Origin of the sequence: Bifidobacterium simiiventris (genome assembly GCF_019331715.1) — a bacterium.
GTDB classification, from domain to species: domain Bacteria; phylum Actinomycetota; class Actinomycetes; order Actinomycetales; family Bifidobacteriaceae; genus Bifidobacterium; species Bifidobacterium simiiventris.
On sequence record NZ_JAHBBG010000017.1, the window covers coordinates 19,549 to 43,370 of the forward strand.

Genomic DNA, 23,822 nt, shown 5'->3' on the forward strand with positions numbered 1-23,822 from the left:
AGGGCGTTTCCCGCTAGGAGCGGCCCTTTTCTCGCGGAAAACGGTCGCTAGGGGGCGGCCCAGCGTCCGTTTTCCGCTAGAAGGCTCACGGCTTAGCGCAGGTCGAGGGCGTCGCGCAGGAAGTCGCGCTGGAGGGTGAGCAGGTTCTCGGCCACCGTCTCGTCGTTGGTCATGTGCGTGATGCCCGTGAGCGGCAGGTACGTGTGCGGCCGGCCGGCCGCCATGAGCGCCTGGCTCAGTCGCAGGCTGTGCGCGATGGTGACGTTGTCATCGGCGAACCCGTGGATGAGCATGAGCGCGCGATGCAGTTTCGGCGCATCCTGCACGATGCCGTTGCGCGCGTACACCTCGGGGTTGAGGCCGAGATAGCGCTCGGTGTAATGCGTGTCGTACAGCGTCCAGTCGGTCGGCGGGGCGCCGGCGCAACCGGCCTTGAACACGTCGGGCGCATCGAGCACGGCGAGCGCGGAGAGGAAGCCGCCGTACGACCAGCCGATCATGCATACCTTGTCAAGGTCGGGCGCGGGGGTGGCCGGGCGGGCGGCGCTGTCGCCGGTGTCGTTGCCGGCGCGCAGCGATTCGTCGGCGTTGAGCGCGGCGATCGCGTCAGGCAGCGCGTGCACGGCCTCGACCTGATCGGCCAGCGTCACGTCCTTCATGTTCTCGAAGATCTCGCGGTCCCACTTCGGCCCGCGACCGGTCGTACCGCGGCCGTCCGCCGTCACCACGAGGAATCCCTGATCGGCCCACCACTGCGCTTCCCAGTACATATACTGGTTCGCGATGACCTGCTGGAATCCCGGTCCGCCGTACGGTTTCATGAGCACCGGCAGCTGCTCGGCGTGCGCGTACGGGCTGCTGGCGCTCGGCGCGATGATGGCCGTGTACAGGCGGTGTTCGCCGAGCCGCGTGAACGTGACGTTCGCGGTGAAGCCCGGTTCGGCGGCATGGTTCGCGATCTCGAAGCGGCGCGGTCGGGTTGCGCTCGGGCCGGCGGGCTGCTGGTCGCCGGTTTGCGGGTCGATCGTCTCGTGCCACATCTGCGATTTGAGATGGGTCATGTCGTGACCGGACACGACGATGCCGCGCGGTCCGCGCGAGGCCGTCCATGCGCCGGGGGCGGTGGTGACCGGCGTGATCGTGCCATCGTATGCAATGCTCACCACGTCGAAACTGCGGGCATCGTGACCGCCGACCAGCCGTTCGTCGGCAGTCTCGGTCGCGTCGCCGCCGGCCCATGCGGCCGGCACGTCGGGCGCGAGATCAGGCTCGCGCTGCACGCGTACGAGTACGTCCGTATCGGTCGCGTCGAGCAGATCGCGCACGTTCCAGCCGGCCGGCGTGAACGGGCGGCCGTCGACCGTCAGCCGGTTCGTGTCCGTGTCCATATCGTTGAGCGGGCAGATCAGTCGACCGTCCGGCGCGAACGTTGGCGTACCGTGCACGAGGTCGATCCACTGGTCGTTGTGGTGCGTTTCGAGCACGCGCGTCGCACCGGACTGCGCGCCATCGACCGTGACCGCGAGCACCTGATCGTTGCGCTGGCAGCGATCCTGCACGAGCACGATCAGATCATGGCCCTTGCTCCAGTTGACGGCAGCGATGTATTCGTACGTCTTGCGATCCCATTTGACGGATGCGCCGGTGATGCCGCAGTAGCGACCGTTGTCATCGAAGGACAGCTCGGCGACGGTCAGATGCGTGTCGGCGTTGCGCGTGAGGGCGCGCGGGTAGTGACGGCCGTCCGCGGGATGGTCGGGGTTGGCCGGGTCGCTGATGTACCACATCGGTTCGGGCGACATGTCGAACGACTCGAAGAGGATGTGACGCGAGTCCGGCCCCCACCAGAAGCCGTCGTAGCGGTCCATTTCCTCGCCGGCGACGAACTCGGCGAGGCCGATCTTCCACGTGTTTTCGGCGACGTGGCCGCCATCGTTGTCATCGCTGCGATCGTTGTCGCACACACTCCAGATCGAGCCGATCCGGTCACCGGTCGCCAGTTCATCATCGTCCGCGGCGATCGTACCTTCCAGCAGCGCGGCTTCCGCATCGTCCGCGGCGACGAACACGCCGTCGTTGAGTTCGCCGGCCGGCTGATCGGCGACGGCCTGCGCGTCGTCCCAGTCGGCGATGTCGATGAGGATGAGATGCTCGCCAGTCGTGTACAGCACGTGCTTGCCGTCCGGGCTGATGCGCGGGTTGAGGACCGGGCCGTAGATCCACTGGTCGTCGGTGTCGAGCTGGGGTGCGGCGAGCTGGCGTGTGCGGGCGGTCGGGGCGCTATCGGAAGTGTCGGCGGGCGCGTTGCCGTCGAGGATTTCGGTGAGGAACAGGCGGCCGTTGATCGTGAAGACCACGCGGCGGCCGGCAGCATCGACCGAGTAACTCACGATGCCCATGCCGCCTTCGCGGGCGCGCTCGCGGCGGGCCTTCTCCTCGGCCGGCACATCTTCGGCATCCGCATCGGCGAGCAGGTCGCGCGGGTCGGCGAGCTTGATCTCGTGGTGCGTGCCGTCGGGGTCGATCACGCTCAGCCACAGCGCGGTCACGAGGTCTTCGGGACCGTCCGAACGCAGGAACAGGGCGCGGGTACCGTCGCCGATCACCTGTGCGGAACGCGGCGCGCCGCAGCCGAAACGCAGCGTGCGGGCACGCAGTTTGGGAAACGCGGCGATCGCGTCGTTGACGGCGGCGGCATCATTGATATTCACCGCGGTGCCGCTGACGACATTATCGGTATTCGTCGCGGCGTCGTTATTGACGCCGTTCACAGCAGTATCTTCACTCATATCGCGCCACCTTACCCCGCCGCCCGCACACCCGCGTTAACGATCACCCATTCCACGGATGCCGCGCATGGCAGTACGGCGGCATCGCAGCATCGCCGGTGCGATCATCAGACTTATCCACAATCGCCACAAAAGACGCCACCCGGTTATCCACAACACATGTGGACAGACACGCCGGGTGTGGATAACCCCAGACCTTTCGACCACATACCCCGGTTTGGCTTGCGCGCGAACCAGTCGATACGTACAGTCATCGTCCATTCCGCACCGACGCGAAAGGACGATCAATGACCGACAGCCCATTCCCAATGTATGACAATCGTCATACGGCATGGTACGATGATCATCAGGAACCCGATATCGACATCCACCCGCACGCGTTGACCGCACACGGGTTGACGAGCGCGCAGATCGAGTCGGCATTCGTCACGCGCATCGGTCCGGCCCGCATCCGCGCACGGGATCACGACGCCGATCCGCCGCGCTGGGCGGCCGTCGGATTCGACCAGCAGCGCCGCGCGATCGAACTCGTGTATGTCAAGACCGCGGACAAGGCGCCGCTCATCATTCACGCCAACTATCTGACCAAAGGATTCTTCAAGGAATGGAGCCAAGCATGAAGCAGTATCTGGCCGAAGACGGCACACCCATCACCGACGAAATGGTCGAACGCTGGGCACAGGAGGCCGAGGACGGGTTCCCGGATTGCACGCTCACCCGCGAATCGGATCCGTTCCCGCCAAGTCGCGTCGATATGAAGGCCCACACCATCCGCGTTCCGGACGAGCTGTGGACGCTTGTGGAAGCCGCCGCCAACATCAAGCACATCACACCGAGCGAATACACGCGGCAGGCACTCGGCCAAAGCCTCGCGCAATCTGGACTCACCCGTGAACAGAAGCTCCTCGTTTACGCGCAGACGCATCACCTCACGCGAGAGGAAGCCATCAACGAACTCATCGATCGAGCGTTGGCATAGACTCCGACACAATCCGCCGGACTTATCCACAAATTGAGCGAGGCCGAACAGTCGGTTATCCACAACAAATGTGGACAGACACGCCGGGTGTGGATAACCCGATACCTTTCGACCACATACCCCGGTTTGGCTTGCGAGGGGAAGTCGGCATCGGATATGGTCATCGGACATCGCGCGGCCGAAACCGGCCCGCAGCCGTATCGACGAAGGAGCGACGACCATGACCGCCACAACCGTACCGATTCACGCGCCCCGCAGCATCGCGCCGCCCAACCCCGCACCACATTACATAGTACAATATCCTGTACAATCACTATCGCCGCCGCGAATGGAGATCAACATGGTGCAGGCAGTGTCGTACAGCGCGTTCCGCAACAATCTCAAGTCATACATGCGCAAGGTCAACGAAGACGCCGACATGCTGCTGGTCACCAACGTCAACCCCGAAGACAACGTGATCGTCATGAGCGTCAACGACTACGATTCGCTTATGGAATCGGCGCGAGTGGCGCAAAACCCGTATCTGCGCAGCAAGGTCGCGCGCGGCATCGCGCAACTCGCGCAGGGCGGCGGCGCGCAGCACGACCTCATTGAACCGGAGGATGAATGATGCTGCCGTGCTGGACGGACGACGCGTGGAACGACTACCTGTACTGGCAGTCACAGGACAAACGAACGCTTAAACGCATCAACACACTCATCAGAGACATGCAGCGCGACCCGTTCGCAGGCATCGGCAAGCCGGAACCGCTTAAGTGGATATTCGACAACGCCTGGTCACGTCGCATCGACGCGGCAAACCGGCTGATCTACACGGTCGACGGCGACCGACTGTGTATTCTGTCCGCGAAAGACCACTACTAGACGCGCGCGGCTACGACATCGGATGGAAGCAACCGCGGAACAGAACGAGCCACTCACCCGATGAGGTCGGCTTCGCGCAGGTTGCGGGCCACGGCGCGTTCGCGAGCGCCCTTGGTCGCGGCGAACCCGGCGGCGACGAGCAGGAACATGACCGTGCAGCAGATCCACAGCGTGCGGCTGCCGAAGCGGGAGATCATCCAGCCGCCGACCAGCGGCGCGGCGCCGTTCGACAGTGACCAGACGAGGTTGTACAGGCCCTGATACGTGCCGCGCGCGTTCGCCGGGGCGAGGTTCGCGACGGTGGTCGCGGCGATCGGGAATGTGCCGAGCTCGCCGAGCGTCCACAGCACGGCGGCGATCGCGAAGCCGTGCCATGTGGTCGCGCCGATCTGGAACGCGTAACCGACCGCGGTCATGAGCATGCCGAGGACGAGCACGCGCGTGTTGCTCATGCGGTTGAACACGGCGAGCGACGGGATCTGCAGCAGGCACAGCATGCCGCCGTTGATCGTGAGCAGCACAGAATACTGGTCCGTGCCCATGCCGAGCTGCGTGAGCGCGATCGGCAGGCCGCTGGTGAGCTGGAAGTACGCGATCGTATAGCAGAACATGAACACGACCATCGACATGAACGGCCAGTCGGTGAGCGCACGACGATAGTTGTCGAGCATCGAGACGGGCTGCTCTGCGGATTGATCGGATCGCCCCTCTCCCCTGTCATCTCGACCGGAGCGAAGCGGAGCGGAGAGATCTTCCGAGGCTGACGCGGCCGGACTTGGAGAAGATTTCTCGACTTCGGCTTCGCCTTCGCTCGAAATGACAGGAGACGCCGTTTCGCCTGTGCTTGGAATGACGGCGGCAGCCGCGTCGTGACCGGCGAGTTTGCGGGCTTCGTGGAAGAAGACGATGAGCATGGCCGTCGCAACGACGAGGATGACGGCCTCCGCGTAGAACATCAGCGTATATGAGATCTTGACGAGCTGGTTCGCGATGATCGGGCCGATCGCGAATCCGAAATTGACCGCCCACGTTTGCAGCGTGTACGCACGTTTCTGCGCACGCATCGGCACGACGTCGGCGATGTACGCGGCGATGGCCGGGGTCGGGATGGACGAGATCGCGCCGTAGACGAGCAGCATCGCGCCCATCACGAACGGATCGTCGATGAACGACAGAATGATCAGCATGATCGCCGCGCCGATCTCGCCGCTGATGATCATCGACTGACGGCCGAACCGGTCGGACAGCGAACCGCCGAACAGGCAGCCGAAGATGCCGCCGAATCCGTACATGGAGACGATCGTGCCGGCGACGCCGGCGTCGACGTGCAGGTCTTTGACGAGATACATCGACATGAACGAGATGACGAAGCGCCCCATCCACAGGATCAGCAGAGCCAGCCACAGGCCCCAGAACAGCAGGGGCAGTCCGAAGATATTGCGTCGCGTCATCGATTGTTTCACGGGAAACATCCTATTACGCCCGCATATGCCGGCACACCGCGTTTGGCGCGGGGTGCTGGGAGAATGACACCTATGGTTATTAAGAAAGGACCGACCAAGGGGTCGGGTGGAAAGCATCGCAATGCATTGCGCGGTCACGGGCCGACTCCCAAGGCCGAGGACCGCGTGTATCACAAGGCGTATCGCGAGAAGAAGATCGCGCAGCGCCGTCAGATGGCCGATCCGCGACTGGCTGCACGCCGTCGCGCGGCCAAGTTCACGTCGGATTCCGACGATCTGGTCATCGGCCGCAACGCGGTGCTCGAGGCGCTGCGCGTGGGCGTGCCGAGCTCGCAGCTGTACATCGCCGCGCGCATCGAGCATGACGACCGCACGCGCGAGATCGTGAAGCTGGCCGGTGCGAACGGCCTGCATCTGCTGGAGGCCGACCGCCTCGAGATGGACCGCATCGCGCACTCCTCGAACCATCAGGGCGTGGTGCTCAAGGTGCAGCCGTACCAGTATTCCGCGCTGGCCGATCTGGTCGAGCAGGCGGAACGCAAGTCGCGCGCGATGGAGGCCGCGAATTCAGCCACCGCGCGCATCAACGCGCGTCCGCTGTTCATCGCGCTGGACGGCGTGACCGACCCGCAGAACCTCGGCGCGGTGATCCGTTCGGCCGCCGCGTTCGGCGCGAACGGCGTGATTCTGCCGGAACGTCGTTCCGCTTCGGTGACGGCGGCGGCGTGGAAGGTGTCGGCCGGCGCGGCCGCGCACATGCCGGTGGCGCGCGTGGTGAACCTGAACAAGGCGATCGACGGCCTCAAGGAACGCGGCTACTACGTGGTCGGCCTTGACGGCGGCGGTGACGCGATGGTGGGCGAAACCGGTTTCGAAACCGATCCGCTCGTGGTGGTGCTCGGCTCGGAAGGCAGCGGCCTGAGCCGTCTCGTGCGCGAGGCGTGCGATTCGATCGCCGGCATCCCGATCTCGAACATGGTCGAGTCGCTCAACGCATCGGTCGCCGCAGGCATCAGCCTGTACGCGGTCGCCCGCGCCCGCCGAGAGGCCGCCGCCGCACAGGCGTGACCCTGGTTTAAGGCAACATACAAAACGGTCGTGACCCGGCACCTGATGTCGGGTCACGGCCGTTTTTTGCATCTTCAGACCGGCCGTATGCCCAGAAACCGGGGCTTCTCCCCGCCCCGGGCTTACTGCCGTTTTAGGAGTCGAAACCGGCAGTAAGCCCGGGAACCCGGCACACCCTCCCGGGCATACGGCCGGTTTTGCAGCCTTTACCGGCCATATGCCCGGGAAGATAATCCCGACTCCAGGGCATACGCCCGGTTTTACGGTCCGTACTGGCCGTATGCCCGGGGGAAAGGAACGGGACACCCACCACGGGGAACACAACCACCCATCCCCGGGCATACGGCCGTTTTCAACCCTCAAACCGGCAGCAAGCCCGGGAGAAACGCACGCTTCGAGGGAAACATGGGCACCCTCAGACGCACTCCCCGGGCATACGGCCGTTTTAGGAGTCGAAACCGGCCGTAAGCCCGGGAACCCGGCACACCCTCCCGGGCATACGGCCGGTTTCGCGGCCTTTACCAGCCATATGTCCGGGAGAAACGCACCAGCTCCCGGGCTTACAGCCGGTTGTGTGGCTGTTACTGGCCGTATGCCCGGGAAGGAACGGAACACACGCCGCGAGCGGAAACATAACCACCTCTTCCCCGGGCATACAGCCGTTTTCAACCCTCAAACCGGCAGCAAGCCCGGGAGAAACGCACGCTTCGAAGGAGCAGCGGGCGCCCGCAGACGCGCTTCCCGGGCATACAGCCGGTTTTACAGTCATTGCCGACCGTATGCCCGGGAATCCGGCATACCCCCCGGGCATACGGCCGGTTTTGCGGCCTTTACCGGCCATATGCCCGGGAGGAAGGGCTCACCTCCCGGGCATACGGCCGAATGGAGGACGGGAAACGGGCGTAAGCCCGGGAGCAGGCGCGCCGGGAAAGGAACACCCGGAGAAGGGGTATCGCCCAGAGGTATGCCGCTGCCTATCGGGATGGGGCAGACTCCGCTACTTAGTGGCCGAGTTCTCGGACCAGAGGGCGTAGAGGGTGCCGTTGCGGTCGATCGGGATGATGCTCTCGAACCGCTTGGTCTCCTCGTTCCACTGGAAGCCGAAGGCGCTGCCGCCGGTAAAGGCTTCGTCCTTGACCGAGGCGAGGGCGTCGTCGCGCACGGTGGTCCAGCCTTGGAAGGTGCAGTTGTCACGCACCGGGTTGACCGTCGGCTTGACGAGCTTCTCGCCGTCGTACACCTGCTGCGGCTTCAACGTGGCGATGTCCTCGGCCGTCACGCCGTCGCCCACCGTAGGAGCCTTGCCGCCGTTCAAGTCGAACTTGATCGTCCACACCTTGCCGGCCTTCTCCCACTTGGCGTACAGCGTGAGGTCGCCCTCCACCACCGTCGGCTTGTCGGAGCCATCCGATCCGGACTCGCCCTTGAACACGAACGGCTCGGTCAGATCGGCATCGGTGTACCAGCCTTCGAAGGTGTAACCGTCGCGCACCGGATCGGCCGGCTTGGCCGACTTCGCCACCGCAGACCCGTTGTCTACGGTCAGCGGAGCCGGAGCCTCGCAGCCGTCGCCCGCAGCCGTGCACTCGTAGGCGAGGTCGAACGACACCGTCCACACCTGCACCCACTTGGCGTACAGCGTGAGGTCGTCCTTACCCATCACCGCATTCGTGAAGTCGAACGGCTGCTTGCCCATCGCATCCTTCGTCCACCCGTCAAGACGGTACCCCTCGCGCGTCGGCGCAGGATCAGGCGCAGCAATCGCATCGTCTTCCGCGACCCACTGCAGGATGTCCGACTTGACCGAAGCGGACTCATCTTCGCCCACGTTCATGCGGAACGTGACCAGATGATACGTCACACCGGCCTCGCCCCACTTCGCGTACAGCGTGAGCGGCCCGGTCACCGGAGCGGCGAAGTTGTACGGCGTGCTGCCGTCCGCGCTCGTCGTCCAGCCGAGGAACTGCTTGCCGTTCATCGTCGGAGCCGGATCAGGTTCCGCGACCTTGTCGCCGTACGCAACGGACTGAGAGTCCACCGCAGGTCCGCCGTCGCCCGTATCGAACGTCACGGTGTACGAGAGCTTCTCCCACACCGCGTACAGCGTGAGATCGCGGTTCACCGGAGTCGTACCGATCGTGAAGTCGGCGACCTTGCGATCGGAGCTGGTGCTCCAGCCGACCAGACGATACCCGTCCCGGCGAGGCACCTGGATCTCGGCAATAGCAGACACGGTCTCGCCGCTCCTGACGGTCTGCGACGACACGTTCCAGTTGATGCCCGTGTCGAACGTGACGAGGTTGCCCTTGTCGTACTGCGCCCACAGCTTGAGTCGGCCGGTGACCGGCGTGCTGAAGTCGTACGGATGCTGACCGGCCGCGTCGGTCGTCCATTCGCGGAAGAAGTAGCCGTCGCGCTTCGGGGTCTGGTTCTCGGCGACCGGCGTCACCTTGCCGCCGATCCGCACGGCTTGCGGGCTGACGACCCAGTTGAATCCGGTCTCGAACGTCACGCCGACCACGCCCGGCCGCTGCGTGTACACGGTCGGGTCGCCGCTGACGAGCCAGATTTCCGCGGTGCCGGTTTCGTTGTTGCCGGCCGGAACATGGATGGCCGATTCGGGGATGAGTCGATCCTTGTCCCGGTACCGGTCGGGGTCGCCGAAGCCCGGGTCCTTGCCGGACCACGAGTCGCCGCCCTGCCGCAGGATGAACTTCGGCGAACGGTTGCCCGTCGTGGTCGCGTCAAGCGTGTACTTCGCGACCATGCCGTAGTCGTCGTGCGAGGTGAAGCTGCGCGCCGCACCGGAGGCCGACTCCTGCGACCACGTCCACAGATCCCAGCCCTGCCATGTGTCCGAATCGAGGTCGAACTGCTGGTAGTTGCCGTCCGCGCGCATGTAGTGCACGGTGATGGCGAGCCGCTTCGGATTCTTCACGTCGTTCGGCTGCGGGTTGGATGTCGGATGACGGGACTCGTACGACGAGTCGTATGCGCTGCCGTTCACGCCGTCCGCGCCCTCGACCCACGATTCGATCGAGCCGCGCACCTTGACGATGGCGTTGCCGTCGATGTCGTTGCCGTCGCTGCTGCCGAGCACGCTCGCCGTATACGTCGCGTTCGTGCCGTCGACCGGCGTCTTGATATCGTTCGCGGAGCCGACGATGCGGTAGTTCAGCGTCGTGTAGTCGCCGTTGAGCGTGACTTCCATGCGCTTGCCGTCGTCGTCATCGGTCGCGCCGAACGGATAGAACTTTTCGGCGAGTTCTTTGCCGGACACGTCCTTGCCCCACACGACCACGCCGGTCGCGTTCTTCTGCGCGTCGCTGTTCGGCGCGAAGTGCACGGTGAACGTGGTCTTGCTCGGCGCCACGCAGGCGAACGGCATGCCGATCGTCGCGTCGTGGTTGTTCACCGCGATGATCGCGGTGCCCACGGCCGTTTCGTACAGTTTGCTGATGCCGTCCTGGTAGTCCCACGCCGCATCGTTGCCGCCGGTCTTGCTGTTGGTGAACCGGTAGCGCACGCGCTGCGTGTTGATGTTCGGGATGGTGATCTGGTACCAGCCGTCCGCGCCCGAGCAGTCGCCGGACTCGCCGGACAACGTTTGCGACGACTTGGTCATCTGAACCGGTTCATCGTTGAGCAGCGCGTTGCCGGCGGCGTACTGGATGTATACGTTGTCACCCCAGTCGGTGCTCGGCTTGTAGTAGATCGTCAGCGACGTGTCGCCGATGCGGCCGGTGCTCGGCTGATCGTCGTAGCCGGAGTCGACCGCGCCCTTGTCGCCGTAGCCGACCCACTTGTCGGCGGTCATGCCGTCGTAGATCGCCACGGCTGACCGCTTGCCGATCGTCGTGGTGAATTGGCCGTCCTTGACTTCGATCTTGTCGCACGTGGCGTTCGACGTGTACACGTTGCAGTACGTGCCGTCGGGCAGGCTCGTCCGGTACGTTTCCTCATGCTCCTGCAGCGTGTTGTTGATCGCGAGGAAACCCTTGTCGCGCTTGGCTTCCGCGTCGTAGCGCGAGAAGCCGATGTTGTTCGTGCCGGGGTTCTGCCAGTTCGCGACGGACGTGCCGGCGACCGCGTTGTGGAAGCCGATCATGCCGCGGATCGACGTCCAACGCTGCTGGCACAGCCAGTCACCCTGCTGACGGCCGGCCAGGGACGACGCGGCCACAGAGGTCCCGTTGCCCGCCGCCGTGCATGCGGTGTCGAAGTCGACGTCCGGCACGCGCGTGTCGGTGGTGCCGTTCGGACCGGCGTCGCTGTTGTCGGACGTGAAGTAGTAGTCCGAGAGGATCTTCGGCTTGCCGTAATCGTATGCAAGCATGAAAGCGTTCGCAAGCTCGTACTTGGAACCGGACGCGTAGTTGAGCGTCTCCGAACCGCGGGCGCTATCCCAGTTCGCCACGAACACGGTGGCCTTGTCGCTCGGCAGCAGACCGTTGCTGATGTACTGCAGCTTGGTCAGGTCACTGTTGAAATCCTGCCGCAGCTGGTACGCGTACGAGAACTCGGTCACGTCGCCGTTGACCGTGTAGTTGGTCGGCGCAAGCTCCTTGGCTTCGCCGTCGTGGTAGATGACCTCCTGCTGGAACGGGATGTCGGACGCCTTGACGTTGATCTTCGCCGCGAGACGCGCCTTGAGCGCCTTCAAATCGTTGACGTTCATGTGCTTCGCGGAGTCGATGCGGAAGCCGCGCACGCCGAGGTTCCACAGTTTGGCGAGGTAGTCGGACTGCACGTTCTGCACGTGGATGGAACCGGTGTTGAGATCCCACATGGTCGACAGTCGGCATTCCTGCACTTCGGTCACGTTCGTGTAGTCGGCGATGTTCGTGCGGCACGAGTGGAAGTCGCCGGACGCGAGGCCGTACTGGTGGTTGTTGCCGCTTTCCTCGTACTGGTAGACGCCGTCGCCGATGTTCGGATAGCGGCCGTACGTGCCGTTGTACGCGCTGCCGGCCACGCCGTACTGGTCGTCGACCCATGCGACATCGTGACCGGACGTGTGGTTGAGGACCACGTCGGCGATGATCTGCACGCCCTGCGCATTACAGGTCTGGATCATGTTTTTCAGCTCGTCTTCGGTGCCGAAGCGCGAGTTGAGCGAATAGCTGATCGGCTGGTAGACCGTCCACCACTGGGTGCCCTGCACGGATTCCTCCGGCGGGGAGATCTGGATGTAGCCGACGCCTTCGGGACCGTAGGTGGCCTTGCATTCGGCGGCGATCGTGTTCCAGGACTGCTGGAACGCGATGACGGTCACGTCGGACTGGGCTTTGGTCGGGTCTTTGGCGGTGGACTGGGTGGTGGAGGTGGATGCGGAGTCGTCCGCGAGCGCGGTGGAGGGCGCAGCTACAGCGGTGCTGAGCGCCATTGCCGTTCCTAGCAATAGGGCGAGTAGCTTTGACGCTCCCCCAGTCAGCTTCGCTGCCAGCCCCCTCAGCCGAGAGGGCCGAGGACCAGAAATCTTGTGAGCGTTCCGAATCATCGGGAGCCTCCCTTCTTGGAGTGCTTGGTGCCGCTGACGTACTGGCGGGCGAAGAACGCGCCGCTGAGGACGATCATCGCGAAGCCGATCAGCATGGTGTGGACGATGCCGTTGCCGCCGGTGTTCGGCAGGGTCGGGATGATCGTGTTGGTGATCGTGTAGCCGGTGTCCTGATCGCCGGTGATGATCGGCGATTGGTAGCCGGGCAGCGAGGAGACGAGGCTGAACGATTTGTCCGAGTTCTTCGTGACCTCGCGCACGACGTAGGTCTTGCGTGCGCTCAGCTTATGCGTCACGCCGTTCTTGTCCGTGTAGTCGTTGAACGTGTGCGACCATGCGTTGGTTTCGTTCAGCGCGACCGGGGCGCCGAGCGCGATCATGTTGTCGGTCGACAGCCCGGTTCTGGTCGTTGGACTGCCGGTCTTGCAGTCGGTCGTCGAGTCGCCGGCGACCGTGTCCGCGGCGCCGAATTGGCACTGGTACAGCTGCACGTAAATGACCGGCTGGTTGTTGTCGTCGGTCGGCCGCTTGCTTTCCGCATTGCCGTAGTCGTTCCACGCCTTTTGCACGTTGATGCTGGTCGTGTCCGGCTGGTTCGTGTTCGTGACCGTCAGATCGTACGCATTGACGGTCGGGGTCGTGGGCGTTGACGTCTCGGCAGTACCGGTATCGGTAGCGTTTGCCTCCGTACCATTCGAGACGGACGCATCCTCTTCCATGTCATTTTGGACAGACGCAGCTTCTTCCATGTCATTTCGAGCGGAGCGCAGCGGAGTCGAGAAATCTTCGGTAGAGATCTCTCCGCTCGCTTCGCTCGGTCGAGATGACAAAATGGGAGAGCCGCTCGACCGAGACAGGGTGGAGGAATCGCTCGACTGGGACGACGAGGTGGAAGAATCGCTCGACTGAGACGATGCGGAATCTGCGATTTGAGCCTGTTCCTCCGCCAATGCCTGGCCGGTGGTGTCGGTGATTGTGGCCTGGTAGTTGGGCACGCGCTGCTCGGTCACGCTGTAGCGGATCAGCTGGCCCTTGTAGAACTTCGGCAGGTTCTTGAACGTGTACGTCCACACGTCCGGGTCGGTTGTCGTCTGGGACGAACCGGAACCATCCGTCGTGTCGGAATCCGCGGCAGTACCAGCCGAGCCATCAGACGCCGCGATCTTCTTCGCGTCGTCCTTGGTCAGCACGATGCAGCTGCGTCCCCAGATATCCTTGTTGGTCGACGCGCACGTGTCGTTCTCGCTCGCGTTATACTGCGGCACGGGCCAGCCGTTGGAACCGGTCCAGACGCTCGACAGCAGCCACAGCGTCACCGAATCCGGCCGCTGGCCGTTGAAGTCCTGCTGGTCTTCCCAGCGCTTGTTCACCGTGACGGCCACGGTTGCGGTCGTGTGCTTGTTGGTGATCGTGAACAGCTCGAACTTGCCGCTCTCGTTGCCTTTCCCACCAGCCGCAATGGCCTCGATCACCGGAGCGCAGACCTTCTTGCCGTCGGCGTCAGTCGTACCGTCCGTCTCGGCCGCCGTGCATTCGCCGTTCTCGTCGTAGCCGTTGTATCCCTTGATCGGGTCCTCGACCACGCGATACGTGTACGGATGCCCGTCCGCGTTGTTCTTCGGCAGGTTCTCCAGCGTCCACTTCCATTCGCCGTTGCCGTTCGGCTTGAGCGTGGTGGTGATGAGCTGGTCGGAGCAGGTCTGCTCCTTCTCGGTGTTGTTCTCGTCCGGCACCTTGCAGGTTGCGTCGCCGTACACGATGATGCCGATGCCGTCCGGCCGCAGGCCGTCCTGATCGTCGCCGTCGTCCCAGTGCTTGGCGATCTCGATGCTGGTCGAGTCAGGCTGGTGGATGTTGGTCATCGTGAACTCGTACCCGTTCAGACCGGGCTTCTTGCTGATCGAGTTGTGGTACTCGTCGACGTCGCCCTTGTGCGCATCATCGTTGGGCACGAGCTCCTCGTCCACGGTGTAGACGTACCGGTTGTCCTGATCGTCCTTCGCGGGCAGATCGGTCCAGTCGTGCGCCCAGTGGTTGCCGTCATTCAACTTAACCCGGTACTGGTCGGCGTTCGTCGTATCGATATCGGCCATCTTCTTGCCGTTGCGGTACAGCAGCGCGTACACGGTCAGCCATCCGCGCTTGCCATCCTGATCGTGACGGTCCTCCCAGCGCTTGCGCACGGACATGCTCACGTACTGCTTGACCGCATCCTCGACGCGGATCACGTTGCCGGACTGGGCCACGCCGTCGATGATCACCTTGCCGTTGTGCACGGTGAATTCGATCGGCTCGGCGATCAGATCGTAGCCGGCCGGGGCCTTCGTCTCCTCCAGCTTGTACGTGCCGTTCGGCAGCTGGAACGACTTCGGGCCGTCCGCGCTCGACGTCCACGTCTCTTCGACGCCGTCGTTTTCGAACGTGGTGCCGGTGAGCTTGAATTCGGCGCCCGGCAGTTCGGCGGTGCCGGAGACGGCGACCTTGGAGACGGTCACGTTCGTCTCATCCGGCTCGTCGATCATGACGACCGTGTTGTTGTCCTGTTTCTCGCCGTTGATCGTGACCGTGCCGTCGAGGTTGACGTTGAACACGATGTCGCTCGCGGGACGGTAGCCGGCCGGGGCTTCGCTTTCGTGCAGCGTGTACGTGCCGGGGTTGAGCGTGATGAGCTTGTTCGTGCCGTCGGTCGTCCACGAGAAGGAATAGTCCTCGCCGGCGAGCGTGGTGCCGGTGATCGTGAGCTTCGCGCCCACGATTTCGCCGACGCCGTCGGTCAGGCTGTGCTTGGAGACGGTGACGCGGCGGGTCTGGTATTCGTCGGTCATGACGATCGTGTTGCCGTCGAGCGGTTTGCCGTCGTCGCGGGTGACGGTGAGCTTGCCGGTCGCCTCGTCTTGCGTGACGGTGAACTTGATCGGATCGGCCATGCGGTAGCCGTTCGGAGCCGTGACTTCCTCCAGCGTGTATTTGCCGGGCTTGAGTTCGGCCGGCTGCGACTTGCCGGCTTCGGTCGTCCAGATGATCGGCCCCGCGGTCGTGCCGTCGGCGAGCGTGCCGGTGATGCGCATCGACGCACCGGCGATCTCCGCGCCGCCGAAGTCACGCTTGGAGATGTAGATCTCCTTGGATTCGGGGTGGTGCGTGTTGGTCACGACGAAGCCTGTGCTCGCGCTGCCGGTGACGGCCACGGTGTAGCCTCTCGGCACGTCGTCTTCCTTCACCGTGTAGGAGATCGGATTGCCGTTCTCGTACTTGAGGAGGTTCTCGAACGTGGCCTTCCAGCCGTTCTGCTTGTTGAGCGTGACCGTCTTGCCGGTGGCCTTGCCGTTGGCGTACAGCTGGACCTTCACGTCGCCGGGGCGGAGCTTGTCGGCATCGTTAACGTCGTCCCAGAACTTGCCGACCGTGATCTGCGTGACGGCGGGCGTGTGCTTGTTGGTGACGCAGTAGTGCGTGACATTGTCTGCGTCGGTGTCGGTGCAGTCGGCCGGCGTGCCAAGCTCGTACTCGGTCTTGTCGGCGTCGCCTTCGGCCTTCTGGTACTGCTCGCGCACCTCGTAGGTCACGGCCTTGCCCTGCTCCATCACGGGCAGGTTGCCCCACTCGACGGTCAGGTCGTCGCCGACCGCGCTCGGGCGGATCACCTCGTCCCGCGTGGTCATATGCGTCGCCTCGCCGTCGCCGATCTTCTTCCACAGCTGGAACGTGACGGTTCCGCGGCCACCATCACGGCCGTCGCCGTCGTCCCAGATCTTCGTGGCGCGGATCTTCGTGGTCTTGCTGGCATCGGCCACAATCACGACGTTCTGCTTGTTGCCGTCCGCATCCGGTTCGCCGGTCGCCGCGTCCTTGCCGTCGACGATCACCTTGCCGGCGTCGGTCACGACGATCGTGACCGGCTTGGCCGTCTCGTAGCCGTCCGGGGCCTTCGTTTCGGTGAGCGTGTACGTGCCGGGCGTGAGGTTCTCGAACGTGTGCGACGTCTTGCCGTCGGCCTTCCACTCTTGCGTCTTAAAGCTCGCGTCGCCGTCCTTCGTCAGCTCGAACTCGGCGCCGGCGAGCGGCGTGCCGCCCTCGTCGGTTTTGAACAGCGTGAAGTTCCTCTTGACCTGGCCCTGGTTGCTGACCGGCAGCATGTACGTCTGCAGCACGATCGGCTTGCTCGTGACGTTGCCGTCCTTGTCGGTCGACGCGATCGTCGTCATCGACTTGATCAGCGAGTGACCGTCGATCGTCACACCGTCGTAGAACCCGTCGTACGTACCGTCCTTGATGTGATCGTTGCCGGGGAACACGACGTACCACGCCGGCGGATTGTTCGTGTCGATCTCCTGGTAGCCGCCCTCCGGCTCTCTCGTTTCGGTAACGCGATACACGATGTCCGGGTTGAGCGCCACCGTCGGGGTGTAGCCGTTCGCGGCGGAGGTCAGGTTCGAGGTGACCGTCGTGGACTTGGACGCGTCGTACGTCCACGTCTTGCCGCTCGCCTGCGAATCGGCGTTGATCGACAGCTGTTCCACTTTGAACACCGCGCCGTTCAGCGGCTTGCCGGTGTCGCCGTCCGCGTACTTGTAGATCTGCAGCGCGTTGTTCTCGGACGAGATGCCGCCGAGCGCCTTCTGCACCACGCCAGTCTGCGTGTGCGTGGACGTCGTCTCGCCCACGCCGCTGCCCTTGAGCACCACCTTGTTGGCGCCGAGGTCGCCGGTGAACGACTCCCCCGGTTTGAGCAGCACACTCGCCTTGTATTCGATCGTGATCGCGCGGCCGTCCGGTATCTTGAACGTCGTCGTGCGAGTCGTCGGATCGTACGCATACGACGCGCCGGCCACGTCGGCCTTGGTCTTCGTGTCGACGATGCGCATGCTGTCCATGCGCAACGCGAGCGCCTCGCCCAGCGTGTCGGTCAGAGTGAGCGTCTCGCCCTTGTTCAGCTGGGCCGCGGTCGGGTTCACGCTGATCGAATAGTTGATGTACGGCGCGGTCGCTGCCGAATACGTGCCGTTCTTGACCAGGATCTTCGGCGGGGTGCCGTATTCGGTCGCGGTGTCCGGCCGCTGTTCCTTGCCGTCGATGGTGATCTTCGCGCTGTTGGTGTAGCGGTCCCATTCCGGCACGCCGATCAGGCCGTCGAACGTCGTGTCGTAGATGATGCGCAGTCCGGTGGTCGTCTGCGCGGCCTTGAACGCGGGCGTGCCCGGCGTGATCGTGAACGTGACCGTACCGTCGCCGTTGTCGGTCGCCGTCATGCCGTCGACCTGCACGCCGGACGGGTCGACCGCGCGCGCCGAACCGGAGATGTAGATGTGCCTGACGGTCTTCTTGCCGGAATCGTTGCCGGGATTGTTCGTAGGCAGCGTATCGGTGATGCTCACCGACTTCGTGCCGGATGCGATGTCGTGCACGGTGAGCAGCCAGCGGAATCTGCCGCTGTTGCCGCCGGGCTGGTTGTCGGTGCCGGCGGTCGGGTCGTAATACTGGTAGTTGTTGCTCTTGGTGAGGTTGTCGACTTGGTTGGTGTGGCTGGCGGTCACGTCCTTGCCCGCGAAGTTGGCGGTGTTGTAGAACGTTTCGCTGGCGCTGACGCCGGCGTTCATCACGGATTGGTACGCGATGTAGATCTTCGTGCCCTTGTCCAGTGCGTTCTTGAACGTGATCGTGAACGACTTGCGGTCCTTGGCGAGGACGATCTTGTAGTTCGAGGACGCGTACGGCTGCTTTTGTTCCGCATCGGTGTACAGCTTGATCGAGCCGAGCTTGATCTTCTGGAAGTCGCCGGCGATGGTGCCGTCCTGCTGCTTGTCGAGGGTGTCGGTGAGCACTTGGTTGGCCGGCAGCTTTTCGAGCGCGGTGAACGTGGTCAGCCAGCTCATGGTTTTGCCGTCAGCGGCGGTGTCGACGTACTGCTTCGCCAGATCGACGCTGTTGCGGGTCACGGTTACGGTGCCGCCGCCGCTGCTCGGTTTGCCTTCCTCAGGCGTCACTTCGAAGCTGTTGCCGTACTTTTCGCTTTTGCCGACGCCGGGTTCAGTCGCCAGTTCGGTCTGGTAGACGATCTGGTAGACCGGGTACGCCTTGCCGCCGGGATACGTCGGCAGCACGGCGGTGCCGTTTTCGAGCTCCTGCCACGTCACGGTCTTGGTGGTCGCCGGATTGTTCCAGTCGTTTTCAATGCCTTGGATCGTGACGGTGCTGTTCGGGTCCGGCTTCTTGAGTCCGTCACCGAGAATGTCCTTGACCGTCACCTTGCCGGCGGTGTCCCCGCCGCCGCCGATGATGACCTTCCATTCGATCACGGACTTGCCGGTGGTCGGATCCACTTTCGTGGTGCCGCCCTTGTTCACGTACCAGTTGGTGCTGATCTCGAGCTTCTTGTTGGTTTCCTTGTCGGTCAGGTCCTCGTCGCTGTGATAGACGACCCTGTTGTTGATGAGTTCGGCTTCGCCTTTCTTGGTCGCGTCGATCACTGATGGGCGGTCGATCTTCACGTAGTACTTGAGCCGCACCGTCTCGCCGTCGGCCATCTGGTCGATGTTCACGGTGAACCCGTGGGCGCCGATATCGGACGCCTTCCAGCCGCCGTCGTATTTTTCGGTGAGCTGGGCGTTCTTGTAGATCTCGATCGGATGGTCGGCGTCGTTGAGCAGGGTGAGCAGGTTGCCCATCGTGTCTTTGAGGTTGACGTTGGTGTTGGTGCCGGTGGAGGTCACGTCGACCACGTAGTAGAAGACGGTCGGGTCGTCGGTCGAGACGGCGCCGTTTTTGATGGCTTTGACCGAATGGACCGGGTTGACGTCGACGTCGACCGTGCCGAAGCCGGGGAATTCGAATGAGGTTTTGCCGCCTTCGGTGTCGGTGTCGGTTGACTGGCGGATGGTGCCTTCCGCGGTGACGTAGGCCTTGACGTTGCCGGTGGTGGTGTCGGAGCTGGTGTAGGTGGCGACGATCTTGCTGCCGTTGATGGTGAACGTGCCCTTTTGCACGCCGCTTTCGTCGTAGATCGGGTAGGTTTCGCCGCTTTTGAAGGTGATGCCCTTGGGCAGGTCGTAGGTGAACGTGTCGCCTTGCTTGATGCCGCCGCTGACGCCTTCGGAGTTGTTCGGCACGCTCCAGTGCAGCTCGAACTTGACGGTGTCGCCGTAGTTGACCTTCATGCCGGTGGTGTAAGGCTTGCCGCCGATCATGAGGGAGGTGGAGTTTTTGTCGACCCAGTTTTGCTGGTCGCCGCTCAGGTCGTAGGTGTTGGCGGCGTAGGCGGTGTCGGTGGTGACGATGGCACCGGCGAGGAGGGTGGCGAGGGCGACGAGGAGCGCGACGGCGCGGATGGCCGCGGTGCGCAGGGTGGCTGTGGTGCGGGTGCGGGTGCGGGAGAAGCCGTTACGGGATGTGGCGACGGACGGGATCGTTGACGATAGGGAGGATGCCGCAGCGCGGCGGGCAGGATCGCCTGTTGATACGGGATCCGCAACGGTGGACGCAAAGTACGTTGCGGCATGGGGTGATGACACAGGTACTGCCAATGATTGCACTGGCTTCCCATCGAAGTTACGCCAGCTTTTTGCAATCGTTTGCAGAATTGATCGCCACATCCTGTGAGCTTTCCACTTCGTCATATCTGCTCCCTACAGCACCTTCTCCGTTGAGCATTGTGCCTGCTCTAGCGTCTCCAAGGCCCACCTATGGCCTTACGGCGAAGTATACCCCTCTTCTCCGCCGATCTGCAAATGTTGTCATTTGCAGTACTTGCTGCAATTGCATAATAGCGCTCCAACCATTGCGAACGTAGGCATCGCGTAACGCATCCCCGCGACACGCATCGCGACACGACCGCGTGTCGCGTCTCACCGCGCTCCTTCACGCGTCCTCGCGCCCATTCGCGCATCTGGTCAAACGCAAACGAGCGGAGAGACCTTCCACATCACCAAGGATCGGAAGATTTCTCCGCTCGCTTCGATCGGTCGAAATGACACGCATTCACGGACTCAGGTCCGCTTGCGTGAGGCTCACCGAACTTCCCTCAGGGCTCGCCTACGCGAAGTCCACTGGTCTTCGCGTCCAACAACTCAGTGAGCCCACACCGCCGCGTCCGGGTCGTCGTCCGGGTTGTAGCCGTCGTCGTCGTAGCCGCCGCGGTTCTCGTTGTACGTGTATTCGTCGTCCACCACGCCGGAATCGGCCTCCGCGTTCAGCGCGTCCACGTCCTTCTTGTCGAGCTTGTACTGCGGCAGCACGTTCTCGATGTAGCTCTTCACGGCCTCGGCCATCGGCACGTCGTGGCCGGCCTTCTCCGCCAGGAACCAGCGGTGGTCGAGCACCTCGTGGAAGAACTGCGCCGGTTCGATCTGCGAACGGTACTCGCGCGGGATCATGCGCACGGTCGGCTCGTACACCTCACGCATCCAATCCGTCGCCACGATCTCCAGCTCCTCACCCTCACGCCACGTCGACGCGCGGTACGCATCCAGATCGTTGAGCAGGCGGCGAGCCTGGTTCTCCTGCACGTCGAGGCCGGTCAGACGCAGCAGCTTGCGCGACGCATAGCCGGCGTCGACCACGCGCGGCCGCACGAGCACGCGCTTGCCGTCCTCCGCGGTCTTCATCTCCAGCTCGTCCACGTCGAAGCCGAGCTCGTTGAGCTTGTTGACGCGCTTCTCGATCTTCCACATCTCGTCCGGGTTGAACTTGTCGGTGTCCGTGAGCGCGCTCCACAGCGAGTGGTAGCGGTCCGCGAGCCGGTTGCCAACCTCGATCTCGTCGACGTCGCTCGGCAGCAGCCGGCCGGACGACAGATCCATGAGTTCGCCGATAATATTCGTGCGGGCGAGGTCGATATCGTACTCGCGCTGGCCTTCGGTCAGGTTGACGTGCAGGTCGCCGGTTTCGGCGTCGACCAGGAACGCGGAGAACGCGTCGGCATCGCGCAGGAACAGGACGTTCGACAGCGAGACGTCGCCCCAGTAGAAGCCGGCAAGGTGCAGGCGGACCATGAGCACGGCCAGCGCGTCGATCAGACGCTCGGCGGTGTCGGGGCGCAGGTTGCGGGCGAACAGCGCGCGGTACGGCAGCGAGAACTTGAGATGCTTGGTGACGAGGATCGCCTCGAGCGGCTCGCCGTCGTGCGTGTGGCGGCCGGTGACCACCGCGATCGGCTGGACGGTGGGCAGGTCAAGCTTCTGCAGGCGGCGCAGCAGCTCGTACTCGCGCTCGGCCACCTGACGGGTGATCTCCTTCATCGCGTACACCTCGTCGCCCACGTGCACGAAACGCACGACGTGGCGGGAGATGCCTCGCGGCAGGTTGGCGAGCAGTTCGGCCGGCCAGGTGGCGAGCGGTTTCTCCCACGGCAGGGTGAACATCTTCGGGTTCGAGCTGGCGGCGGTGATCTTCAGCGCCTGCGGCTCGGGCGTTTCGGCGGACGCATCCTCGGCTTTGACGGATGTGGCCTTGAGGGCGCGCGGGTCCAGTTGGGACAAATCGTTAACTTCCATAGCACTCCATCGTACTTGTACAGGCGGAACGGCTTGCGGGCGGCCCAGGTACAAGAAAGGCCCCGCTACTACGCGGGGCCTTTCCAACGAGGCCTAAGAGAGGAAGAGAATGCCTCGTTTAATGGTTGGTACGGTTATCTCTCCGTACCAAGTATCTACTAGTTCAGACGCAGCTCGGTCGACGGAGCGAACAGGTGCATCTTGGACGGGTCGATCTTGATCTTGACGGTCTCGCCGACCTTCGGCAGCGCACGCGGGTTCACACGAATCGTGGTGAGCTTGTTCTGGTCGGACATGACCTGAGAGGCCTCCGCGGCGGAACCATCGGTGATGATGTTGCCGTAGATGTAGCCGTCAGAACCAAGATCCTCGACGTTGACAACCTTCAGGGAGAAGGCGTTCGGGTCATCCGGGGTGGCCAGGGAGGCATCCTCCGGACGGAAGCCGACGACGATCTTGCCGCCGTCCTCAGCGGTCAGCTTGTTGACGGCCTCGGCCGGCAGATCCACGGTGTCCTCGCCGATCTTCGCCTTGCCGTTGACCACCGGGTGGGTGTTCAGGTTCATCGACGGGGAGCCGATGAAGCCGGCGACGAAGACGTTGGCCGGGCGATCGTACAGCTCGGTCGGGGCGCCGACCTGCTGCAGGATGCCGAGCTTGATGACGGCGATGCGGTCGCCCATCGTCAGAGCCTCGGTCTGATCGTGGGTCACGTACAGGGTGGTGACGCCCAGCTGACGCTGCAGAGCAGCAATCTGGGTACGGGTCTGGACACGGAGCTTCGCGTCGAGGTTGGACAGCGGCTCATCCATGAGGAAGACCTTCGGCTCACGGACGATTGCACGGCCCATGGCGACACGCTGACGCTGGCCACCAGACAGAGCCTTCGGCTTGCGGTCGAGGTACTCGGTCAGGTCGAGGATCTCGGCGGCCTTCTCGACGCGCTTGCGGATCTCGTCCTTCGGAGTGCCGGCGATCTTCAGGGCGAAGCCCATGTTGTCGGCCACGGTCATGTGCGGGTACAGAGCGTAGTTCTGGAACACCATAGCGATGTCGCGGTCCTTCGGCTGCATCGTGGTGACGTCCTTGCCACCGATGAGGATGCGGCCCTTGTTGACCTCTTCCAGGCCAGCGAGCATGCGCAGGGTGGTGGACTTGCCGCAGCCAGACGGGCCAACCAGCACCAGGAACTCGCCGTCCTTGATATCCAGATTCAGATCATCCACGGAGGGCTTGTCGTTGCCCGGGTAGATACGAGTAACATGGTCGAAAACGACTTCTGCCATGATGTTTATCCTTTCAGAGACAGGTACGTGTCTCACGATCCGTTGTAAAGGGATGTTGGGTTTGTCACTGTGCGTTGGTTCGCGACTTCCCACATCGGCCAAGTCCCAAACCGCGGCGTTCAGTTATCTTCGGTTCGTTGAAGATCTCTTCGCTGAGCCAAGCTCTACTATACACGCCGAGTGCATTCCGTCAACGGTGTGTTTCGGCGTGTTTCCGCCATTTTTGTAATCTCATCGATGAGATTCCGCATTTCGTCCAATCGTCGAACAAATTCGCCGCGGCTGTCGGATCGTCCTTCGCCCCGGCAGCCGCCCCATCACCACACCCAGCCGCCCCATCACCACACCCAGCCGCCCTCACCACCACGTCCACCCCTTCCCCACC

At 63.4% G+C, this 23,822-nt stretch carries 11 protein-coding genes; 5 read left to right on the forward strand and 6 right to left on the reverse strand.

The genetic code is table 11. The annotated features are described in order from the left end of the window. Nucleotides 1-92: 92 nt before the first annotated feature. The gene (locus tag KIH76_RS10900; RefSeq protein ID WP_338023674.1) at nt 93-2,705 is read right to left on the reverse strand and encodes a prolyl oligopeptidase family serine peptidase; all 2,613 of its coding nucleotides are present in this window, start codon (nt 2,703-2,705) and stop codon (nt 93-95) included. A 371-nt stretch (nt 2,706-3,076) separates the two neighbouring features. Here KIH76_RS10900 and KIH76_RS10905 point away from each other — a divergent pair, with 371 nt between their 5' ends. The 4 genes from KIH76_RS10905 (at nt 3,077) to KIH76_RS10920 (ending at nt 4,632) form a co-directional block, all read left to right on the forward strand. After that, complete coding sequence (locus KIH76_RS10905; protein ID WP_214374790.1) at nt 3,077-3,409, forward strand: hypothetical protein; 333 nt, start codon at nt 3,077-3,079, stop codon at nt 3,407-3,409. Next, on the forward strand, nt 3,406-3,768 hold the full coding sequence (locus KIH76_RS10910) for a hypothetical protein (protein ID WP_214374789.1): 363 nt from the start codon (nt 3,406-3,408) through the stop codon (nt 3,766-3,768). The genes KIH76_RS10905 and KIH76_RS10910 overlap by 4 nt, the downstream gene beginning before the upstream one ends. Before the next feature lie 340 nt (nt 3,769-4,108). Then, complete coding sequence (locus KIH76_RS10915) at nt 4,109-4,378, forward strand: type II toxin-antitoxin system Phd/YefM family antitoxin (RefSeq protein ID WP_219070690.1); 270 nt, start codon at nt 4,109-4,111, stop codon at nt 4,376-4,378. After that, nucleotides 4,378-4,632 carry a Txe/YoeB family addiction module toxin gene (locus tag KIH76_RS10920; RefSeq protein ID WP_219070702.1) on the forward strand — a complete coding sequence of 85 codons (255 nt, stop codon included), beginning with the start codon at nt 4,378-4,380 and terminating at the stop codon, nt 4,630-4,632. The genes KIH76_RS10915 and KIH76_RS10920 overlap by 1 nt, the downstream gene beginning before the upstream one ends. A gap of 53 nt (nt 4,633-4,685) precedes the next feature. Here KIH76_RS10920 and KIH76_RS10925 read toward each other — a convergent pair whose 3' ends face one another. Next, a complete protein-coding gene (locus tag KIH76_RS10925) occupies nt 4,686-6,083 on the reverse strand; it encodes an MDR family MFS transporter (protein ID WP_219070704.1) in 1,398 nt (465 codons plus the stop codon). An 84-nt stretch (nt 6,084-6,167) separates the two neighbouring features. Here KIH76_RS10925 and rlmB point away from each other — a divergent pair, with 84 nt between their 5' ends. Continuing rightward, nucleotides 6,168-7,163: a 23S rRNA (guanosine(2251)-2'-O)-methyltransferase RlmB gene (rlmB, locus tag KIH76_RS10930; protein ID WP_219070692.1), complete on the forward strand. Its 996-nt coding sequence runs from the start codon at nt 6,168-6,170 to the stop codon at nt 7,161-7,163. Between the two features lie 997 nt (nt 7,164-8,160). On the opposite strand, the gene KIH76_RS10935 is transcribed toward rlmB, so the two are convergent. From KIH76_RS10935 to KIH76_RS10950, 4 genes are all read right to left on the reverse strand, one after another. Continuing rightward, nucleotides 8,161-12,549, reverse strand: a complete 4,389-nt coding sequence (locus KIH76_RS10935; protein ID WP_219070694.1) for an InlB B-repeat-containing protein — start codon at nt 12,547-12,549, stop codon at nt 8,161-8,163. 110 nt (nt 12,550-12,659) lie between these two features. Continuing rightward, entirely contained in the window at nt 12,660-20,171 is a 7,512-nt protein-coding gene (locus KIH76_RS10940) for a Cna B-type domain-containing protein (protein ID WP_219070696.1), read from the reverse strand. A gap of 555 nt (nt 20,172-20,726) precedes the next feature. Next, a complete protein-coding gene (locus KIH76_RS10945) occupies nt 20,727-22,151 on the reverse strand; it encodes a DUF4032 domain-containing protein (RefSeq protein WP_219070698.1) in 1,425 nt (474 codons plus the stop codon). A gap of 158 nt (nt 22,152-22,309) precedes the next feature. Then, a complete protein-coding gene (locus KIH76_RS10950) occupies nt 22,310-23,437 on the reverse strand; it encodes an ABC transporter ATP-binding protein (RefSeq protein WP_214374783.1) in 1,128 nt (375 codons plus the stop codon). Nucleotides 23,438-23,822 lie beyond the last annotated feature (385 nt).

Coding starts and splice junctions, on each gene's coding strand:
- KIH76_RS10905 (WP_214374790.1), top strand. CDS start 3,077: ATGACCGACAGCCCATTCCCAATGTATGACAATCGTCATACGGCATGG.
- KIH76_RS10910 (WP_214374789.1), top strand. CDS start 3,406: ATGAAGCAGTATCTGGCCGAAGACGGCACACCCATCACCGACGAAATG.
- KIH76_RS10915 (WP_219070690.1), top strand. CDS start 4,109: ATGGTGCAGGCAGTGTCGTACAGCGCGTTCCGCAACAATCTCAAGTCA.
- KIH76_RS10920 (WP_219070702.1), top strand. CDS start 4,378: ATGCTGCCGTGCTGGACGGACGACGCGTGGAACGACTACCTGTACTGG.
- KIH76_RS10925 (WP_219070704.1), bottom strand. CDS start 6,083: ATGACGCGACGCAATATCTTCGGACTGCCCCTGCTGTTCTGGGGCCTG.
- rlmB (WP_219070692.1), top strand. CDS start 6,168: ATGGTTATTAAGAAAGGACCGACCAAGGGGTCGGGTGGAAAGCATCGC.
- KIH76_RS10935 (WP_219070694.1), bottom strand. CDS start 12,549: ATGGCGCTCAGCACCGCTGTAGCTGCGCCCTCCACCGCGCTCGCGGAC.
- KIH76_RS10945 (WP_219070698.1), bottom strand. CDS start 22,151: ATGGAAGTTAACGATTTGTCCCAACTGGACCCGCGCGCCCTCAAGGCC.
- KIH76_RS10950 (WP_214374783.1), bottom strand. CDS start 23,437: ATGGCAGAAGTCGTTTTCGACCATGTTACTCGTATCTACCCGGGCAAC.